Source organism: Oceanospirillum beijerinckii DSM 7166, assembly GCF_000422425.1.
In the GTDB taxonomy this organism is placed as follows: domain Bacteria; phylum Pseudomonadota; class Gammaproteobacteria; order Pseudomonadales; family Halomonadaceae; genus Oceanospirillum; species Oceanospirillum beijerinckii.
Genome location: NZ_AULT01000006.1, coordinates 1 through 18,499, shown reverse-complemented (window position 1 = coordinate 18,499; position 18,499 = coordinate 1). Strand labels below are relative to the sequence as shown.

Annotated in this window: 13 protein-coding genes; 4 read left to right on the top strand and 9 right to left on the bottom strand. The window is 48.9% G+C overall.

What is annotated here, in order from left to right; genetic code table 11:
- Positions 1–91: 91 nt before the first annotated feature.
- From H579_RS0100850 to H579_RS0100835, 3 genes are all read right to left on the bottom strand, one after another.
- Complete coding sequence (locus tag H579_RS0100850; protein WP_028299085.1) at positions 92–1,585, bottom strand: aldehyde dehydrogenase; 1,494 nt, start codon at positions 1,583–1,585, stop codon at positions 92–94.
- 142 nt (positions 1,586–1,727) lie between these two features.
- Positions 1,728–2,837 carry a polyamine ABC transporter substrate-binding protein gene (locus H579_RS0100840; protein WP_036564985.1) on the bottom strand — a complete coding sequence of 370 codons (1,110 nt, stop codon included), beginning with the start codon at positions 2,835–2,837 and terminating at the stop codon, positions 1,728–1,730.
- A 118-nt stretch (positions 2,838–2,955) separates the two neighbouring features.
- Complete coding sequence (locus H579_RS0100835) at positions 2,956–4,302, bottom strand: glutamine synthetase family protein (protein ID WP_028299083.1); 1,347 nt, start codon at positions 4,300–4,302, stop codon at positions 2,956–2,958.
- A gap of 427 nt (positions 4,303–4,729) precedes the next feature.
- Between H579_RS0100835 and H579_RS0100830 the strand changes: the two genes are divergently transcribed.
- The 3 genes from H579_RS0100830 (at position 4,730) to H579_RS0100820 (ending at position 7,337) form a co-directional block, all read left to right on the top strand.
- Positions 4,730–6,013 carry an NAD(P)/FAD-dependent oxidoreductase gene (locus tag H579_RS0100830; RefSeq protein ID WP_028299082.1) on the top strand — a complete coding sequence of 428 codons (1,284 nt, stop codon included), beginning with the start codon at positions 4,730–4,732 and terminating at the stop codon, positions 6,011–6,013.
- A gap of 58 nt (positions 6,014–6,071) precedes the next feature.
- Positions 6,072–6,761 (top strand): TetR/AcrR family transcriptional regulator, encoded by a 690-nt coding sequence (locus H579_RS0100825; RefSeq protein WP_051227189.1) that lies wholly within the window; start codon positions 6,072–6,074, stop codon positions 6,759–6,761.
- 222 nt (positions 6,762–6,983) lie between these two features.
- Positions 6,984–7,337 carry a cupin domain-containing protein gene (locus H579_RS0100820; RefSeq protein WP_036564983.1) on the top strand — a complete coding sequence of 118 codons (354 nt, stop codon included), beginning with the start codon at positions 6,984–6,986 and terminating at the stop codon, positions 7,335–7,337.
- Between the two features lie 131 nt (positions 7,338–7,468).
- Here H579_RS0100820 and H579_RS0100815 read toward each other — a convergent pair whose 3' ends face one another.
- Both H579_RS0100815 and H579_RS0100810 read right to left on the bottom strand, forming a co-directional pair.
- Positions 7,469–8,401, bottom strand: coding sequence for a sodium-dependent bicarbonate transport family permease (locus tag H579_RS0100815; RefSeq protein ID WP_028299079.1), 933 nt, complete (start codon positions 8,399–8,401; stop codon positions 7,469–7,471).
- Positions 8,402–8,414: 13 nt separating this feature from the next.
- A complete protein-coding gene (locus H579_RS0100810) occupies positions 8,415–8,666 on the bottom strand; it encodes a hypothetical protein (protein ID WP_028299078.1) in 252 nt (83 codons plus the stop codon).
- A 277-nt stretch (positions 8,667–8,943) separates the two neighbouring features.
- Between H579_RS0100810 and H579_RS0100805 the strand changes: the two genes are divergently transcribed.
- Positions 8,944–9,885 carry a LysR family transcriptional regulator gene (locus H579_RS0100805; RefSeq protein WP_028299077.1) on the top strand — a complete coding sequence of 314 codons (942 nt, stop codon included), beginning with the start codon at positions 8,944–8,946 and terminating at the stop codon, positions 9,883–9,885.
- A gap of 29 nt (positions 9,886–9,914) precedes the next feature.
- Here H579_RS0100805 and H579_RS27505 read toward each other — a convergent pair whose 3' ends face one another.
- From H579_RS27505 to H579_RS23720, 4 genes are all read right to left on the bottom strand, one after another.
- Positions 9,915–13,583: a response regulator gene (locus tag H579_RS27505; RefSeq protein WP_051227188.1), complete on the bottom strand. Its 3,669-nt coding sequence runs from the start codon at positions 13,581–13,583 to the stop codon at positions 9,915–9,917.
- Positions 13,584–13,771: 188 nt separating this feature from the next.
- A complete protein-coding gene (locus tag H579_RS0100795) occupies positions 13,772–17,287 on the bottom strand; it encodes a PAS domain-containing protein (protein ID WP_028299076.1) in 3,516 nt (1,171 codons plus the stop codon).
- A 384-nt stretch (positions 17,288–17,671) separates the two neighbouring features.
- On the bottom strand, positions 17,672–17,995 hold the full coding sequence (locus tag H579_RS0100790) for a DUF7352 domain-containing protein (protein WP_028299075.1): 324 nt from the start codon (positions 17,993–17,995) through the stop codon (positions 17,672–17,674).
- Positions 17,996–18,177: 182 nt separating this feature from the next.
- Positions 18,178–18,499 (bottom strand): RNA-guided endonuclease InsQ/TnpB family protein (locus tag H579_RS23720; protein WP_036564981.1); only part of this gene is annotated, 322 nt, incomplete at its 5' end.

Here is an 18,499-nt window from a genome sequence, read left to right as displayed (position 1 = left end):
CCCTTTTAACCCTGTAGGGACTTAGAGCAGTAGTGTATCAGCTTAAACGGTTTTATCCGGCTCAATCCAGCTCAATCCAGCTCAATCCAGCTCAATCCAGCTCAATCCAGATCGTTTTAAGCTCGGTATAATCATGCATCGCATGCAGGGATTTATCCCGCCCATTGCCAGACTCTTTAAAGCCGCCAAAGGGCACCGTAATATCACCACCAAAATAGTTATTCACACCCATGGTGCCCGTACGTACCGCCGCTGCCACCTTGTGCGCGGTATTAATATTGCGACTCCATACGGCACCGGCCAGGCCATAAGGGGAGTCATTGGCAATACGGATGGCATCGTCCACATCCTTAAAAGGAATGGCTGAAACAACAGGGCCGAAAATCTCTTCCCTGGCAATACGCATATCGTTATTTACATCAGCGAAAACCGTCGGCTCATGGAAGAAGCCCCCCTGCTCTGAGGCCACCACGTTACCCCCACACAGCAATCTAGCTCCCTCTTCCAGGCCAATTTTGATATAGCTCTGAATAGTATCCAGCTGACGTTGATCGATCACTGGCCCCATATTACTGCCGGGGTCCAAAGGATCGGCAGGCACCCATTGACGGGTATAGTGTGCCACTTTTTCCAGGAACTCATCGTAGATGGATTCTTCAATCAGCAAGCGGGTGCCTGCGGTACAGGTCTGCCCGGAGTTATAGAAACCCGCTACAGCAGCCATCTCAGCCGCTTTATCCAGATCCGCATCAGCAAAAACAATATTGGCACTCTTACCGCCCAGTTCCAGGAAGGTGCGCTTAAGGTTGGATTTGGCAGAGTATTCGGTGAGCAACTTACCCACAGCGGTAGAGCCGGTAAAGGTCTGGCCATCAATATCCGGGTGCAGGGACAAGTGTTTTCCCAGGTTGGCACCATCACCGGGTAGTACCTGGAGTACACCGTCCGGCAAACCCGCTTCAATCGCCAACTGAGCAATCCGCAGTGCAGTAAACGGCGTTTTAGGGTCTGGTTTCAGGATAACGGAGTTACCAGTCGCCAAAGAGGGGGCTAGCTTCCAGGCGGTTGTCGATAGCGGGAAGTTCCACGGCACGATGGCCAGAACGATACCCAATGGCATACGGTTGATCAGCGCCAGGGTATTAGGGGCAGTTGGTGCGATCTCATCGTAAACCTTATCAATCGCTTCAGCGGTCCAGCGTAGAGTAGTGATAGCCCCTGGAATATCCACATTACAGGTGTCGCTGATCGGTTTACCTGCATTAAGGGATTCCAACAGAGCTAACTCATCGGCGTGCTCTTCAATCAGTTCAACCCAACGCAACAGGACTTTTTTACGCGCCTGAGGGGATTGCTGAGACCAAACACCAGACTCATAGCTTGCACGGGCATATCCCACAGCGATATCGGCATCATCGGGAGTGCAATCAGCAACCTGAGCTAACGCTTTTCCTGTCGCTGGATTAAAAACCGTGGCCGTCTTGCCTGAAACAGAATCTACGCTTTTACCATTAATAATGGCCTGGGTTGGAAAAGTGATCTCAACCGCTTTCGCCGCCCAGTTAATCGTTTCTTGTGTGCTCATGATAGGTTCAGAAAATTGAATGGTTATTTTGATGATGGCCAGAGCCGCAACGAGGCACTTCCCTCAAACTGAAAGCGCCTCGTTGATCTGGCTGAGCATCGTCTGTATTGATAGCAGACTAAGCCATCTGCTATTGCTGCTTTTAGCGGCCTGATTTGATCTCTGTCCAGGTACGATTACGTACTTTCGCAACCTTAGGAGGGACTTGCGTGTTGATAAATAAATTATTGCGTACCGCTGCTGTTGGGTAAATTGCGGGATCATTCGCAATTTCAGGGTCAATCAACGCGTTCGCAGCCGGGTTTGGATTGGCGTACCAAACGTAGTCGGTAATTTCCGCAATAATTTCGGGGCGCATTAGAAAGTTGATCAGTTTGTGGGCATTGGTGGCATTCTTGGCATCTGCTGGAATCAGCAACATATCAAACCACATCTCGCTGCCTTCCTTCGGAATGCTGTAAACCACTTCAATTCCATTACCGGCCTCTTCTGCACGGGCCGCAGCCTGGAAGACATCACCAGAAAAACCGACCGCAACACAAGTATCGCCGTTAGCCAGGTCATTGGTGTATTGAGATGAGGTAAACTGTTTCACATAGGGGCGAACCTCTTTTAAGGTTTTGGTTGCCGGACTATTGGATTTGAAGTATTTACGCTTATTTGCCTTAGGATCTTCGCCGTTATACATAAGGGCAAATGGATACATCTCATCCGGCGAATCCAGGAAGGTCACGCCGCACTTCGCCAGTTTTTCCATATATTTAGGATTAAAAATAAGCTCCCAGCTATCGACAGGTGCATCCTCGCCCAGTACTTCAGCGACCTGCTTAGGGTTATAACCAATACCCGTTGTGCCCCAAAGATAAGGAATGCCGTACTGATTACCGGGGTCTTTACTTTCTAACATGGTCATCAGTTTAGGGTCCATATTGCTTATATTCGGCAGTAAGGACTTATCCAGTTGCTGGAAAATACCGGCTTTAATCTGCAATGACATAAAATGAGAGCTGGGTACGACTAAGTCATAGCCGGAGTTCCCCGCGAGCAGTTTCGCTTCCAGAGTTTCATTACTGTCGTAAACATCGTAGTTCACCTTAATCCCCGTCTCTTTCTCAAAACGGGCGATGGTTTCTTCACCGATATAATCCGACCAGTTATAAAAGTTCAGTACTTCCTGTGCATAAATACTGGGTGCCCAGGAGGCGACGCTTAAAGCCGTTGCGGCTGCCAACGTTTTTAAACGGGATGACATAGCTTTTCTCATTGTTGTGGTCTCTCATCTATGTTTATCGCGGATATAAAAATGCATCGCTACCACAAAAGCGGTCGTGGTAGCGACAATCTCATTGGATGCGGGTTGTGGAAAAATATCAGACAGTCAGCAACAGGAATTCACGTTCCCAGGAGCTGATCACCCGATTAAAGGTCTCAAACTCGGCACGCTTTACTCCGACATAAGCTTCGATAAAGCGCTTGCCCAGAATATCTTGCAGCTCTGGGCAGTCTTCCAGTAGCCTCAGGGCTTCTTCCAGCGAGCGTGCAACTTCAACAGGGTCACCTTCTTCAGCGGTAATACCGGCCGAAGGCTCAGAAGGTTTAATACCGGCTTTCATACCGAGGTAACCACAGGCCAGGCTTGCAGCAATCGCCAGATAGGGGTTGCAATCGGCACCTGGGAAGCGGTTTTCCAAACGAGTGGCTGCCAAAGGGGCTTCCGGCACACGTAGACCTGCTGTGCGATTATCAATACCCCAGTCAAAGTTAATGGGGGCTGCTATTTCAGGCGCAAAGCGGCGATAGGAGTTTACATTAGGCGCATAGAAGGAGATTGCGTTGGGCGTATACTTTTGCAGGCCACCAATATAGTGGTAGAAGGCCTCTGTAAACTCACCTTCTTTCTCACCTGCAAAGATATTTTTGCCGGTATTGATATCGATCAGGCTCTGATGGATATGCATAGAACTGCCCGGCTCATTCTGCATTGGTTTTGCCATAAAGGTGGCGTACATACCGTGCTTCAATGCCGTTTCACGCAGTGCGCGCTTAAACACAAACACCTGATCAGCCAGGCTTAGGGCGTCCCCGTGCAGGAAATTAATCTCCATCTGAGCGGCACCGGATTCATGAATCAGGGTATCAACATCCAGCTTTAGCTCATCACAGTAACTATAGAGGGTATCAATAACCGGGTTGAACTCATTCACAGCATCAATACTGTAAGATTGGCGTGCCGTTTCCCTTCGCCCAGAGCGACCAGTGGCTGGTTTTAACTCGTAGTCCGGGTCGATATTTTTTTGGACCAGATAGAACTCAACTTCTGGTGCAATAACGGGCTTTAACCCCTCTTTCTCATATAACTCCAGCACACGACGCAATACAGAACGGCTGGATAACGGATGTAACTCACCGTCACTGGTATAGCAGTCATTGATCACAAGAGCCGTGGGCTCCTCAGCCCAGGGGACTAGGCGAAGAGTTTCTGGGTCAGGCTCAAGCACCATATCTTTATCTGTTGGATCAACGATGTCATAGTGGTTATCGGCCCACTCACCGTTGACGGTTTGTACCAACAGGCTCTCTGGAATTTTGCCCCCTTTTTCGGCCAGAAACTTTTTAGTTGGGTAGAATTTTCCTCGGGCATTACCTGTCATGTCCGCTAAGGTGGACTCTACCTCTGTAATGGCGTTCTCTTTGAGAAAGCTTGCCACGGCTTCCATAAATCACCTATTTGATTTTTGCGTTTCGTCTCACCTTTGCTGAGCTGTTGCTCAGTCAATATCACACGTCTGATGTTGCATGACGTATTTAAGCTTTAGCCTGCTGATAGGCTTTTTACCAGGAAAGACGGTTTTAGATGCGGTTCCAGAAATCGGCTCGACCAGGAACCATTAAGTCGAATGATGGTTCGATTCACCTGGATACAATAACCCTTCAAACTGAATCATAATTCGGTTTTAAAGATTATGCCATGACAAAAACCAAATCAACAAAAAGTTATATCAACAACGATAAATACTGACTTGAAAAGCACACCAACCAGAATTATCATTCGGTTTAAACATCAATCAATGAGTGCTTTTCTCCTCATAAATGAAGCTTTAAGCATTTTAACAAGAACAGCACCTTGGATCTTTTGGAGGGCAAATGAGTTTAAAAGGGTATGAAGCGTCCTATTACGCGGCTTCCGCGAATGCAAAACAGGACTACCCGGAGCTACAGGGAGAGATCAGCACCGATATTTGTGTGATCGGTGCCGGCTATACCGGTCTCTCCGCAGCTCTCCATCTGGCTGAAAAAGGTTACAGTGTTAGCTTATTGGAAGCTGAGAAGGTGGGCTGGGGAGCGTCTGGTCGTAACGGTGGTCAGGTCTGCCAGGGGCACAATATGGATCATGCCGATATGGTCCGTAAGGTGGGTAAACAAAATGCGGATGCATTGTGGCAGATGTCTCTTGAGTCGGTTGATTTGGTTAAAGACCTGATTGCGAAACACCAGATCCAATGCGATTTGAAACAGGGTGTACTGCATGTTGCTGCCAAAACCAAACACAATGATGAGTTTAAAGAATCTGTTGAGTACAAACACAAGGTACTGGACTATCAGGATATCCAATATGTTGAACCGTCTGAGGTCGCCGACATGCTGGGTACAGATCGTTACTCTGCGGGTGAATATTGGACACGGGGGGCACACTTACACCCTCTCAATTATGCCTTGGGTCTGGCCGCTGCGGCCGAAAAGGCCGGTGTAGCAATTTATGAAGACACCCGCGTTCAGAGCTATCAAACAGGACAAAACGCTCATGTGATTACCGAGAGCGGTCGGGTTAATACAAAATACATCTTGCTCGCCTGTAACGGTTATCTGGGGAAACTGGAGCCCCGGGTCGCGGGTAAGATTATGCCCATTAATAACTTTATCCTAGCGACTGAACCCTTAAGTGAAGAGATGTGTCGCCGGATCAACCGAGACGACGTAGCAGTAGCCGACTCTCGCTTTGTGATCAACTACTTCAAGCTGTCAGGGGATAATCGCTTGCTATGGGGCGGTGGTGAAAACTACACCTCCAGCTTCCCCAAAGATATTCCTAATTTTGTGCGCAAGTATATGCTGGAGTTCTATCCAGAGCTAAAAGACCTGCGCATTGATTACGGCTGGGGCGGTACGCTGGCGATTACCATGAATCGTATGCCATTCTTTGACCGCATTGAGGACAACCTGTTTGTTGCCCAGGGGTACTCTGGCCATGGTGTCGCTTTAGCGACCCTCGGCGGCAAACTGATGGCGGAGGCGCTAAGCGGTAGCGCTGAGAGATTTGATACTTTTGCCAGGATGCCCACACCGACCTTCCCTGGCGGTACTCTGCTACGTTGGCCAGGTCTGGTTACCGGCATGCTGTATTACTCAATGCGGGATCGTTTTTTCTAAGCCTGAAAATACTTTTACATTATAATGGCAGTTTTTCAGGCTTTCGGATTGGACGTCAATGCAGGGTAAAGAGCAGAAAAAAAACGCGTCATCAGATGTGTTGGAAAAACGGACTAAGCAGGACTTAAGCCCCAGAACAGCGCCAGTACAGGGGCGTTCAAGAAAACGCTCCAAAGAGATTCTTGACGTGACTGGCGAACTGCTTGAAAAAGTCGGTTTAGATGATTTGAGTACCATTCTAATCGCCAAGGAAGTGGGGATTTCAGTCGGTTCTCTGTATCACTATTTTCCCAACAAGCATGCGATTTTGTATGCCATGGCTCAAAATTGGCTGAACGACGTGGAACAGGTGATGGGGCAAATGACCGCCTTGCCTGTTGAGGAGATGGAGCTTGACGCCCTGCTGGATGAGATGCTGAAGCTGAACCTTAAGGTCTATAAGCGCCAAAAAGCCGTACTGACATTAGTGCAGGCAATGTTTTCTGTGCCTGAACTCAAAGAGCTGGATATTCGCCACGATGAGATGGTGATCTCACATATGGCCAGCCTCTTTAAGCGTATGGGAATCAAACGCCACCTGAAAGAACGGGAACGGCTGGGGCGGGTTTACCTGGAAGTCAGTCACAGTACTTTCCTGGTTGTGGTTAACCAAAAAGGCGAACGGGCACGTCGTACCCTAGCAGATCTAAAGTTTATGTTGTACAGCTTACTGGAACGCCATCAACAACAACCTGAAGTAGACCGTTAAGCGCCTCGAATAACGCTAAGCTCGATGGAGCACGCTTAGTTTTATTAGAGTAGCGAAGCCTTATTATTAATGCTAAGCCCTATTATTAATGCTAAGCCCTATCATTAATGCTAAGCCCTATTATTAATGCTAAGCAGAAATAGCCTGTCAGCCTGTCTGAAAAACTGCCTCTGTTATCTACCACATCCCTATGGGAATTTGATTTCTGAACGGAGGTTTACAATGACAAAACTGAAACGTATTACTCCTGCAGCCGATGCAGGCGAACCCACACCGATTAACCCCGAGCGTGTATTGGCGGGGGCACCCAAAGAGGTGTTGGAGAATCTTTTTACCAATGAAAAAGAAAACTTCTTCTGCGGAGTCTGGTCTTCCACCGAAGGTAAATGGGCGCTGAACTACACCGAAGATGAGTTTTGCTACCTAATCAAGGGCAAAGCAATTCTGACCGATGCAGAGGGTGTCTCTGAAGAGATCAATGCCGGTGATGCTTTTGTCATACCCGCGGGTTATCAGGGCACCTGGGAAACCATTGGTGAAGCACAGAAGTTTTATGCCATTTATGAAGAGGTTTAGCTCCGTGCACTTTATTACTCCTCTTTTTCTCAAACTTATCAAACAATACACAACGTCATAAAACGGGGTGAGCTGACACGGTTTTGCTTCAGAGCAATAAGCCCTGAAGCAAAACAGAGATAAGAAGCGGTTTAGGCCATCAGCTCAACAATCAGGGTGCTGTACAGCGGAATACCCACCAGAACATTAAATGGGAACGTAACTGTGAGTGATGATGTGATCGATAAACTATGATTGGCACTTGGCAAAGCGACAGCCATGGCTGCAGGTACAGCGATATAAGAGGCACTACCACCCAGTGTTGCCAGCAATATGGTGCCACCTGCGGATAGGCCAAGGAGCTGCGCAAACAGTGCGCCCATTGCCGCACCAAACAATGGCATCACAACACCAAAGCTGGCGATAAAGGAACCGTACTCTTTCAACAGATTGATACGGGACATCGCGACGCGCCCCATCTCCAGTAGGAACAGTGCCAGTACTCCGTAGAACAGATTACCAAAGAAAGGCATCAGTTTCTGGGTCTGGTCACCGGCCCACCAGCCGACCAATAAAGCACCGGTCAGTAGCAACACCCCCTGATTCAAAAAGATCTCGTGCAACACCTTTTTTACATCCAGTGCTTCACCCTTACTTCGAGCCAGCCAGATACCCACAGCAATCGCTGGAATCTCCAGCAGCGCTACAAACAACGGGAAGTAGGGCTCATAGCTGATCTCTTTTGCTTCCAGTACTGCCAGAGCAACAGCAAACGTAGCGATACTGACCGAGCCGTAATGGGCCGCGATAGAAGCGGAATCAGTGCGGTTTAAACCGCCGATTTTCCATAGCACCGGGAAGGCAAACAAGGGCAGTAAAGCACCAAAACCGATAATCATCAGTGACTGCCACAGCAGTTCGATATTGCCATACTGACCCAGTGCGATACCGCCCTTTAAGCCAATAGCGATCAGCAAGAACAAGGTCAGACTCTGGTAAAGCCCTTTTGGCATCTTGATCGGTGCTTTGAGCAGTTGTGCACAGGCCCCCATAATAAAAAAGGCGGCAACGACATCTAATTGCATCGTATGACTCCCCTTAGGCCGCTTCTGAAGTTAAAGAATGAGAAACCTGGGTGTTGGAAGACATAGCGCTAGCAGCCTGCTCGTTTGCCGAGGTATTGGTTGAGGTATGTGCAGCGGTTTTTCTTAAGCCAAAGGACAGTGCCGACAGAATACCGGCAATAGTAATTAAGCCCCACCCCGGTAAACCTGACATTAACAACACACTGCCTGCTATCAACAGAAAGGCGATGGCAAAGAGTTCAAAGTACAAGGATTTATTACCCATGATAGGTCTCCAGATAGCTTACCGGTTATAAAGATTGATGGCTGAGAGATGAATCGGAATACCAGGCTGCAACCATCGTTGTTGGGGAAGGATTATCCACATTAAGTGATATAGATTGAAATCGAGATTAATTATGTTTTATATAGACTTTTATCTATACTTTTGGACACGCCTAATCAGAGCAGTCTGAAAAGAAAAATTAGAAAGCGGTCAAATAGAGACCGATAGAAGTCAGGTAGAAACCAGAGAAAAAGAATACAAAACAGGTAAAAATCCCATGGCCAGACTCCATGCCCGTATTGGCACCTTTCGTCAATTAGAGATCTTACTGGCAGTACACAGTGCAGGCTCGATTACGGAAGCCGCAAACCGTTTATTTCTCACTCAGCCGACGGTATCCATGCAGCTAAAAAAGCTGGCCGAGGCCGTCGGTACTCCGCTCTATCATCAGTTAGGGCGAAAACTGGTGTTTACCGAAGCCGGTCTTGAAGTGGTGAAAAGTGCCCGGGATACGATAGATACAATCGAACGTCTGGAGATGAAGCTCTATGATTTACAAGGACTTAAGACGGGCACCTTGAAGCTTGCTGTAGTGACCACGGCGAAGTATTTTATCCCCCATCTGTTAGGTGAATTTCTTAAACTTTATCCGGATATTGATATCGATTTTAAGGTGGGTAACCGTCAGCAGATTATTGACCGTATGGCCTCAGGTGAAGATGATTTCTATGTCTTTAGCCATCCGCCTAAAGATCAGGCTCTTGAATTGTATGAGTTTCTCCCTAACCCACTGGTAGCGATAGTACAGCCGGAGCACCCCCTGGCCGGTAAAAAGAAGATTCCGTTACAAACCTTTTTAAATCAGCCTTTTTTAATGAGGGAAAGCGGCTCAGGCACTCGTCATGCTATTGAAAAGCACTTTGAGCAGCAGGGGGTTAAACCCAATACCCGGATGATTATTGAAAGCAATGAGGCCATTAAGCACTCGGTGATGTCGGGTCTTGGGGTATCCGTGTTATCGGAACATACCCTGACCTTTGGTGGCAGCTCAGGGTTAGCTAAGTTGGATGTACAGGAACTGCCGATTATGACCCACTGGTATCTGGCTAACTTATCCGCCAAACCTTTGTCGGTAATCGCACGCACCTTTCTGGATTATATAGCCGCTACCGGCAAGGATAGCTTAATTCATGAGCTTAACCGCTCAAGCCAGGCTTGAGCGGTGTTTATCATACGGCGCACATATGGTCATTCGCCCAGAAAGACGACCTGATTACGTCCCTGGTCTTTAGCCTGATAGAGGGCATCATCGACCTTGCACAGCAGCTCTTTGACAGACATATCTGCAACAGGCTGCGAGATGCAACCCAGGCTGATAGTCACGACCTCTGCGACCTTAGAGTATTCGTGGCCGATCTGTAGCTTCTCCACCGCCTGACGCATCTCTTCGGCCACCTTTTGCACACCTCTGGCATCGGTCTCCGGCAGTACGGCGATAAACTCCTCACCACCATAACGGGCAAACAGATCCCCGGGGCGATTGACCTGTAGTTTCAATACGCTGGCAACCCGGGCCAGGCACTCATCCCCTTTACCGTGACCATAATTGTCGTTAAATGCTTTGAAATGGTCGATATCCAGCATGATCAGACCCAGCGGCTTTTGACTGCCTTTAAGCTCGCATAGCTCGCTCTCCAGCACAGTATCAAAGTAACGACGGTTGGCAACCTTGGTCAGGCCATCGATATGAGACATCTCTTCCAGCAAGTCTGTTTTGATCTTCAGACTCATATGGCTTCGCACACGGGCTTTGACGATATCCGGGTGGTAGGGTTTGGTAATATAGTCTACCGCACCAAGTTTCAGGCCCCGGGCCTCGTCGCTAACCTCATCCAGTGCGCTGACAAAAATCAGCGGAATACGACTGGTTTTCGGGTTTTCTTTCAGTTGGCGACACACCTCATAGCCGTCGATATCCGGCATCATAATATCCAGCAGAATCAGATCCGGTGGATTATCACTTTGTGCAATTTCCAGGGCTTTTTGCCCCTTACTGGCAACCTGAATGACGTACTCATCTTTCAAGAGATTAGCCAGCACCTTCACATTGGCGATCATATCGTCCACGATCAGTAGGGTACGCTTTTTCTCCAGTGCTGGCATCGCCTGTTGACCCAGAGCCGCACCGCCTGATTGCTTTGGTGTCAAGCGAGGTACGCTATTACCGTGAGGTTGGTTTTTCAGCAACGCGCGCGAGTTCTCTTTTTGAGTGGCAGATATCTCTGTGTTGCTGCCAGAGAAGCCCGGCTTATCCCTCATTGGACTGGCGTTCCAGTGGCCGCATTCCGTTTTCAGCCACGGACGCAGATGATCAAACAGCTGCTTCGCGGTAAAGGGTTTACCCAGATGGTCATTCATACCCGCTTCCAATGCTTTGGTTCTGTCTTCAAACAGAGCCGCCGCAGTCAAAGCGATAATAGGCAGGTTTTGGTTAAAGTGGCGAATCTCCTGCGTGGCCTGATAACCATCCATCTCGGGCATCTGAATATCCATCAGAACCAGATCAAAGTCTCCTGCCTGTACGGCTTCTACGCCCAGGCGACCATTATCAGCCAGTGAGATCTGCAGGTTCATCTGTTCCAGCTGAGCCTTAACCACCTGCTGATTGATTGGGTTATCTTCGACCACCAGCACCTTTTGTTGGCAGAAGCGTTCAGAGCCGTCGGAGCTGGGTGAAGCATATTTCTGATGCAACTCGCTTAACGCGTCATACAGATTAGAGCGGTGAATCGGTTTAGGCAGATACTGCACATCGTCTATCTCATCGAGGTCTATTTCCGAGCGCTCGTGAGCCGATACCATCAGCATCATTGGTAACTGATGCGCCATATCCTTCTCGCGAATAAAGGCCTGAATAAGCTGAATGGCGCTTAAGCCATCCAACTGAGGCATCTCCCAATCCATCAGAATAACATCGTAGAACTGCCCCTGATTGATGGCATTTTTAACCTGCTCCAAAGCTTCAACACCATCAGCGGCTTCTTCAACCTCAAACTTCCAGGATTCCAGAATTTCACGCAGAATTTCACGGGCGATGGGTTGATCATCCACCACCAGAGCGCGACAGGGCGTCTGTAGACAAGGTGAACGATGGTGCTCATTCACCTTTGGCACTGCGCGGGGTAGCTCCAGATCAAAGTAAAAGCAACTGCCCAGGCCCGGTTGGCTGTTCAGATGAATACCCTCACCACCCATCAACACTACCAACTGCTGGCTGATAGTGAGCCCCAGGCCAGTACCGCCATGACGACGGGTAATGGAGTTATCCGCCTGAGTGAATGCTTTAAACAGGTTTTGCTGTTGTTCCGGTGTCATGCCGATACCGGAATCTTTCAGGCTAAAACGCAGCTTAGCCGATTGCTCTGTCACCTCTTTGGCTTCAATCTGCAGTTCTACCAGGCCGCGCTCGGTAAACTTAATGGCATTGGCCATCAGATTGGTCAGCACCTGAGTCAAACGCAGGAAATCTCCTTGATACCAGTGAGGCATTGAGCTGGGCAGATGCAGGATCAGCTCAAGGCCTTTTTCACTACTGGCTAAAGAGAATAACGTCGACAGTTGTTTGATCACATCATCCAGATTGAAGGGTTCGCTGATAACATCCATCTTACCTGCTTCAATTTTAGAGAAATCGAGCAGGTCATTGACGATACCCAATAGCAGCTGACCGGAATGGTGGATCTGCTGCAGGTGGCCATACACCTCAGCAGGCAGTTTCGAAGAGGTGAGCTGGAACTCGCTTAAACCGATAACTGCATTCAGAGGTGTACGGATCTCATGGCTCATATTGGCCAGGAAGTCGGATTTAGCCTGGCTGGCCGCTTCTGCCTTATGCTTCGCTTCGATCAGTACCTGCTCGGTTTGTTTACGCTCGTTGTATTGCCTGGTCAGATCCAGAGCGGCAGTGGCAAAATAGGCGGGCTTTCCATTGTCGTCTTTCATAACACTGATGCTCATCAGCATTGGGAATTCCCGGCCATCCTTATGGCTGTGCCAGATCTCAGTCGGTGACACATGACCTTTTTCCAACGCGGCGCGATAAAGCGCAATAATGCTGTCCTGCTGGGTTTCATTATGAAACCGCATAAAGTTTTGCTGTACCAGCTCTTCCGGGCTATAGCCGTGGACTTCTGCAAAGAAGGGGTTCACGTAGACAACGTTGCCCTCCAGATCTGAAATGGCATTGCCATACAGCGCATTTTCGGCAATCGCCTTGAAGCGCTGACTTTCCAGTTCAGCCTTGCGACGCTTACGCATCACGGTAGCCAGTGCAGCCGCAGCACCAAAGGAGAGCATAAGTCCGATGACCAGCATATTGATGATCATTCTGTTCTGAACCTGAGCCTCTTTAGTTTTAATCGCCACCAGCTCTTCCAGACGCTCCTGATAGTGCCACATACTTTCATCCAGATTACGTCCAGGAGTAATATCATGAATGATTGACAATAGTAGTCTTTCCCCACCTTTATCGTAGGGGTGGGAGTAGACCTCTACGGTACGGATCTCATCGTTGGCCAGTTTATGGCGGAAAATAAAGTAGTTACGACCAGCTTCCCTGGCACGTTGCATCTCCTCTTTCACTTGCTTGGCATCAAAGGTATTGATCTGTTGGATTCCCATGCTTTGCAGAGTGTCCAGATCATAGCCGTAGAAATCAGCAGCAGCCTGGTTAGCCTCGGTAATACGACCATTTCTGGGGTTTATCCACAATAGAGGTACGTCCTGGTTATTGAATACCTCTTCAAATTCAACTGCTTGTGCAATATGAGGTGTAGTAAAGCTCAGGCATAGCAGGGTAAGCACCGTATTGCCCAATGGTTTAATTTTTTTACCCTTCTGTTTTGCTTGACAGGTCAATCGTTTTGCTCGATGACCGAATATCGTCATAAGGTGCTTTAACCGTTTTTTTTTGGCGTGCTTGGCTAAGTGTTGTGGGGTCATATGCGTGTTTTATCCCTAGCAAGACCTGGTTGTGATCATTCTGGTGTTGGCGTTTTTGGCGTTTTTGGTGTTTGCTTGTCCCGTCACCAGAACGCCAGTGGTGGTTATAACAGCTGTTTTAGCAGCAGTGACAGATTTTGAGCGGCTTGATCAAAATCAAACTGATCCAACGCGTCAACCACGCTTTGCCAGAGCTCTGAGTATGGCTGCAACTGTGTGCCCAGCTCTTCCAGATACAGATCATCGATAAACTGATTATTTTCAATATCAGTCAGCAGCCGTTGCAATGAGGCGATCAATTGAGAGTGACCTGTACCTGGAGTCATTACATGAACATTGATGCTGGATGGCGCTTGATCTACCTTGAGATCCAGCCAACGCTCAATCTCCTGGCGGGTTTGCAGCAGGACCGAATTAAACTCCTGCTGCACCAGGTTATCGGGCCGTTGGTGTTGCTTAAGGGATTTGTCCAGCGCCGCAGCCTGAGTTGTCAGGGCTTTCAGGCATAAATTACCCGCCACACCTTTCAGACTGTGGGTCTGACGATGCGCAGTTTCAAAGGCCTCTTGCGGGCTATCGCTACTCAGGGCTTCGATTTGTGTCGGCAGGTCAGCATAGTCCTCACTTAACTGCCGGATAAACTCAGTCAGTACTTTACGATAGAGAGGCTCTTGCCCACCCAGCATGGTAATACCTTCGGCAGGATCAAACATACATGGTGGCTCAGATGCTTCGTTGGCTAGCGTTGGACTCTTTAGTGTGCTGCTTGCTGGTGCAACCGGGGCCTTTGTATTGGCCTCAGATGTATTTGTCTCAGATGTATTCGCCTTCGTGACATCTGTTGTCCCTGAGTCTTCATCTGGTGCTGTCAGCCACTGAGCCAGGGTCTGGAACAGGGCTTCCGGTTCAATCGGTTTCGCCAGATGACCATTCATACCGGCGGCCAGAGCTTGCTGCTGATCTTCGATCATAGCTGCAGCGGTCAAGGCGATAATGGGAAGGTCGTTGCCTCGGGCTCTCAGCTCCTGAGTGGCGGTGTAACCGTCCATAACAGGCATCTGAATATCCATCAGCACCAGATCAAAGGGGCTTTGCTCCATCAGATCAAGCGCCTGTTGACCATGATCCGCTACGGTCACACTCAACCCCAACTCTTCCAGTTGAGTTTTGGCAACTTCCTGATTAATCGGATTATCCTCAACCAGCAGAACTGCTCCCCGCAGGTGGTCGCGCAGAGCGCTATCACTGCGTTGTGCCTCCGTTAATTCTGCAATCTGTTGGTCTGAACAGGTTTCCAGTGGCAGTTCAAAGCTAAAACAGGAGCCTTTATCGGGTTCACTGACCACATGAATTCCCTCGCCTTGCAGTGCATCAACCAGACGTTGACTAATGGCCAGTCCCAGACCGGAGCCACCGTGTTTTCGTTCGGTGGAGCGTTCCGCCTGACTAAAGGCTTTAAACAGTTTCTCTTGCTGTTCCTGACTCAGTCCAATCCCGGTGTCTGAGATAGCAAAGCGAAGACATTGCTGACCTGTATTGTGTTGCTGACCTGTATTGTGTTGCAGGCATTGTACGCTAAGCTCGACGCTGCCCTGTTCGGTAAACTTCAGAGCATTGCCTAATAAGTTGGTCAATACCTGGCGCAAACGCAATTCATCACCGATATAAGCGGCAGCCACTTTGCTGTCGACGTTAAAGGTGAGTTGCAGCTGCTTTTGCTCCGCTTGCAGAGCAAATAAACTGTTCAGATTATCCAGCAGGGTTTCCAGAAAGAACGGATGCGGATCGATCTCCAGTTTGCCGGATTCGATCTTGGACAGGTCAAGCACATCATTCAGGATACCCAGCAGCAGCTTGCCGGAGCGGTGAATTTTCTGCAGGCGTTCATGGAGCACCGTAACATCATTTTCTTTCTCACTGATCTGACTTAAACCGATAATGCCGCTCATGGGGGTGCGAATCTCATGGCTCATATTGGCCAGGAAGTCCGATTTGGCCCGGTTTGCCTCGTCCGCTGCCGCGGTAGCTTGTTCCAGCGCAAGCTGTTGCTGTTTACGTTCACTGATATCGTAAACATAGCCATTCCAAATGATGGAATCATCACTCATGCGACTGGGTGTAGCGCGTCCTTCCAGCCAGCACTCACCTTTTTGCGGATGCAGATAGCGGTATTCCTGCTCCCAGACACTCAGCTGTTCGGCAGATTGCTGGATGCTTTGCTGCACCTGGGTCAGGTCATCCGGGTGCAGATGCTCGAAGATCACAGAGGCATCAGCACAGGCCTGGTCGGCGCTTACGCCATAGATCTCTTCTATACCCTGAGTAGTGAAGGTAATACAGGCACGCCCATCAGGATACAGGCGATACTGGTACATCATACCCGGAGTATTTTCTGCTAACAGACTCAGGGTTTCCTTCTGTTCGTATTCCGCTGTGATATCCGTATGGCTGCCGATCACCCGCAGCGGATTCCCCTGTGCATCGGTACTGAAAATCTTACCGATATCCCGTATCCACTTATAATGACCGTCTTTACAGCGTACCCGATGAATATTGGCATAAACCGGTGTTTCACCACTGAAATGGCGTTGAAGATCCTGATAGGTTTTTTCTGCATCGTCCGGGTGCAGGCGGGACTTCCACTCTTCCAGTGAGTTACCGATCTCATCCTCTTCAAAGCCGAGCATCGATTTCCACAACGGGGAGTAGTACACCTCATTGGTTTTGGCGCTCCAATCCCAGACACCTTGTCCTGTTCCTTCTAATACAGCCCGCCAGCGTTGTTCATTCTCTCGGGTCTGGCGTTCAGCCGTTTGAGCCAGTCTTTTTTCATACTGCTGTTCCAGCTGGTGCTCAAATAACAGGGCGACCACTTCTTTTTGATGCAGCAGGCCCACAATATTACCCTGGGGACCTTGTATCGCGAGTCTCTGACGCTTGTTCTCCTGCAGTGTTTTCAACACCTGATAAAGATTGGTGCTACATGGCAGACTGACAACCGGCGCAGTCATATACCTTCTGACAGGGTGATCCCAAACCTCTGGTGAGGCCTGCAGAATAAAAGGCTCAAAACAGTCACTCAGTGTAATAATGCCAGAGGGCTGCTCTGACGCACTTACCAAGCAAGCAGTATGCCCGGCCACCTGCATTTTAACGACCGCATCTTTTAACTTATCTTCCGGGTGGATTTCTATGTAGTGACTGGTTGAGTGGATCTGCTCCAGCCTCAGTTCATCCAGCTGTGGCGTGTTCAATACAAAGCTGACTAAGTCAGAATAATCCGTGGTGCCAATAAGCTGGTTCTCTTCATCCTGCAGGCAAACCAGCTCAGCGGAGGTTTTCTGTAACAAAGAAACCGCTTCTGCCACCGCCTTTTGAGTGTTAACCCGGTTAGCCGCAGGCAGGGAAAGCTCTGATAATGGACAGGAGAAATCAACCTGGGATAAGCGCAAAGTGATCAGATTACGGGTGGTCAACACACACAGAGTCTGCTTCCCCGTAACCAGAATGGCATGCCGGTTATGGCTGTGCATCAATAGAGCGGCTTCTTGCACTGTATGATGATCCGCCAAGGTGATTGGCTGGCTATGGGGAATCATCTCAACAGGAGAAAAAAACATCCGTTTCCTCCGGGGTAGCCCTGGCGCACAGCAATATCCTGTGAGATTCAGGCGTTAAATGGACAAAGTATTATTCTGGATACCAAAGCTCAGAACATTGATTATGGCAATCATCTATACCAGTTATAACAATACCATAGTGTTGCCCCAAGGCTGTAGTTTCAAAGCAGACTCAGCGCAATAGAGACAATGATTGTCAGGATGATCAAAATAACGCTGGTATGTTGGCTTTTATTAGTCATCCAGGGGGATGGCGGATGAAGAATAGAAGATAAAGAGTGGAAGATGAAGAGCGGGAATGGCAGATAAAGAGGGAGAAGATAGCGAATGATGAAGGGTGTTAGGAGATATCTTCCGGCATCAGCCGGAAGATATTTTTGTGATTTAAGCCGCTACAGCAATAGGAGAAACTTTAGGGCTGTCTGGCTGTGGTTCTGGCTGGTAATACAGGTGCCATTCACCACCTCCCACAGGGTCCAGGGCCGTACTCAGATATTGCATCTCATCCACAACAGGTTCCGCTGTGCGGGCGATCTTAAAGGTTACGCTTTCTTCCAATACATCTGGACGTAATGTCTGCTCAATCCACAGATAGATAGACTGCTCTGTCAGAACATAGTCAAAGCGTACTACCTTAAAGCCGGGACGCAGTGACAGGGTTAGTTGAGACTGATCGGGGCTGGCTTTGTATTTCAGAATTGTTTTCATAACCTGTACCTCATCGTCTGAGTTCGAGTACAGGATGGCTGAAATTGATATTCGAAAAAACAGTTTTTATCGATTCTCTTATCTGGTTTTAACGGATAAGAAAGTGTTACGGGTCGACTCTATCAGCCTCCCGCTGAGAGTTCAGCGTCTTTGGCTTGTTTTGACATCCTCCCTCCGCTAAATCAGGCAAGCTGATTATAGCGGGGGATTCCTACAGCTAGACGGCCATGTCCGACCGCAAGAATGTTCCTGGCCGCATTCACATCGCGGTCGTGCGTGACACCACACGCACTGCAGATCCACTCTCTTATTCCAAGCCCTGCGATACCTTTCGGCCTCGAATCGGGCAAACTGCCACAACTCGAACAGGTTTGGGTGGTGTACGACTCATCAACTTCTTTGAAAACAATACCTGCGTGAGCGCATTTATAATCCAGCATCGTTTTCAGCATGGCCCAACCTGCATCCAGCACAGACTTCGCCATCTTGGTTTTGGCTAATGAG

Excerpts from the sequence above, each read along its gene's own strand:
- H579_RS0100795 (WP_028299076.1), bottom strand. The coding sequence starts at position 17,287 with ATGTTTTTTTCTCCTGTTGAGATGATTCCCCATAGCCAGCCAATCACC.
- H579_RS0100835 (WP_028299083.1), bottom strand. The coding sequence starts at position 4,302 with ATGGAAGCCGTGGCAAGCTTTCTCAAAGAGAACGCCATTACAGAGGTA.
- H579_RS0100825 (WP_051227189.1), top strand. The coding sequence starts at position 6,072 with ATGCAGGGTAAAGAGCAGAAAAAAAACGCGTCATCAGATGTGTTGGAA.
- H579_RS0100850 (WP_028299085.1), bottom strand. The coding sequence starts at position 1,585 with ATGAGCACACAAGAAACGATTAACTGGGCGGCGAAAGCGGTTGAGATC.
- H579_RS0100815 (WP_028299079.1), bottom strand. The coding sequence starts at position 8,401 with ATGCAATTAGATGTCGTTGCCGCCTTTTTTATTATGGGGGCCTGTGCA.
- H579_RS0100810 (WP_028299078.1), bottom strand. The coding sequence starts at position 8,666 with ATGGGTAATAAATCCTTGTACTTTGAACTCTTTGCCATCGCCTTTCTG.
- H579_RS0100805 (WP_028299077.1), top strand. The coding sequence starts at position 8,944 with ATGGCCAGACTCCATGCCCGTATTGGCACCTTTCGTCAATTAGAGATC.
- H579_RS0100830 (WP_028299082.1), top strand. The coding sequence starts at position 4,730 with ATGAGTTTAAAAGGGTATGAAGCGTCCTATTACGCGGCTTCCGCGAAT.
- H579_RS0100790 (WP_028299075.1), bottom strand. The coding sequence starts at position 17,995 with ATGAAAACAATTCTGAAATACAAAGCCAGCCCCGATCAGTCTCAACTA.
- H579_RS0100840 (WP_036564985.1), bottom strand. The coding sequence starts at position 2,837 with ATGTCATCCCGTTTAAAAACGTTGGCAGCCGCAACGGCTTTAAGCGTC.
- H579_RS0100820 (WP_036564983.1), top strand. The coding sequence starts at position 6,984 with ATGACAAAACTGAAACGTATTACTCCTGCAGCCGATGCAGGCGAACCC.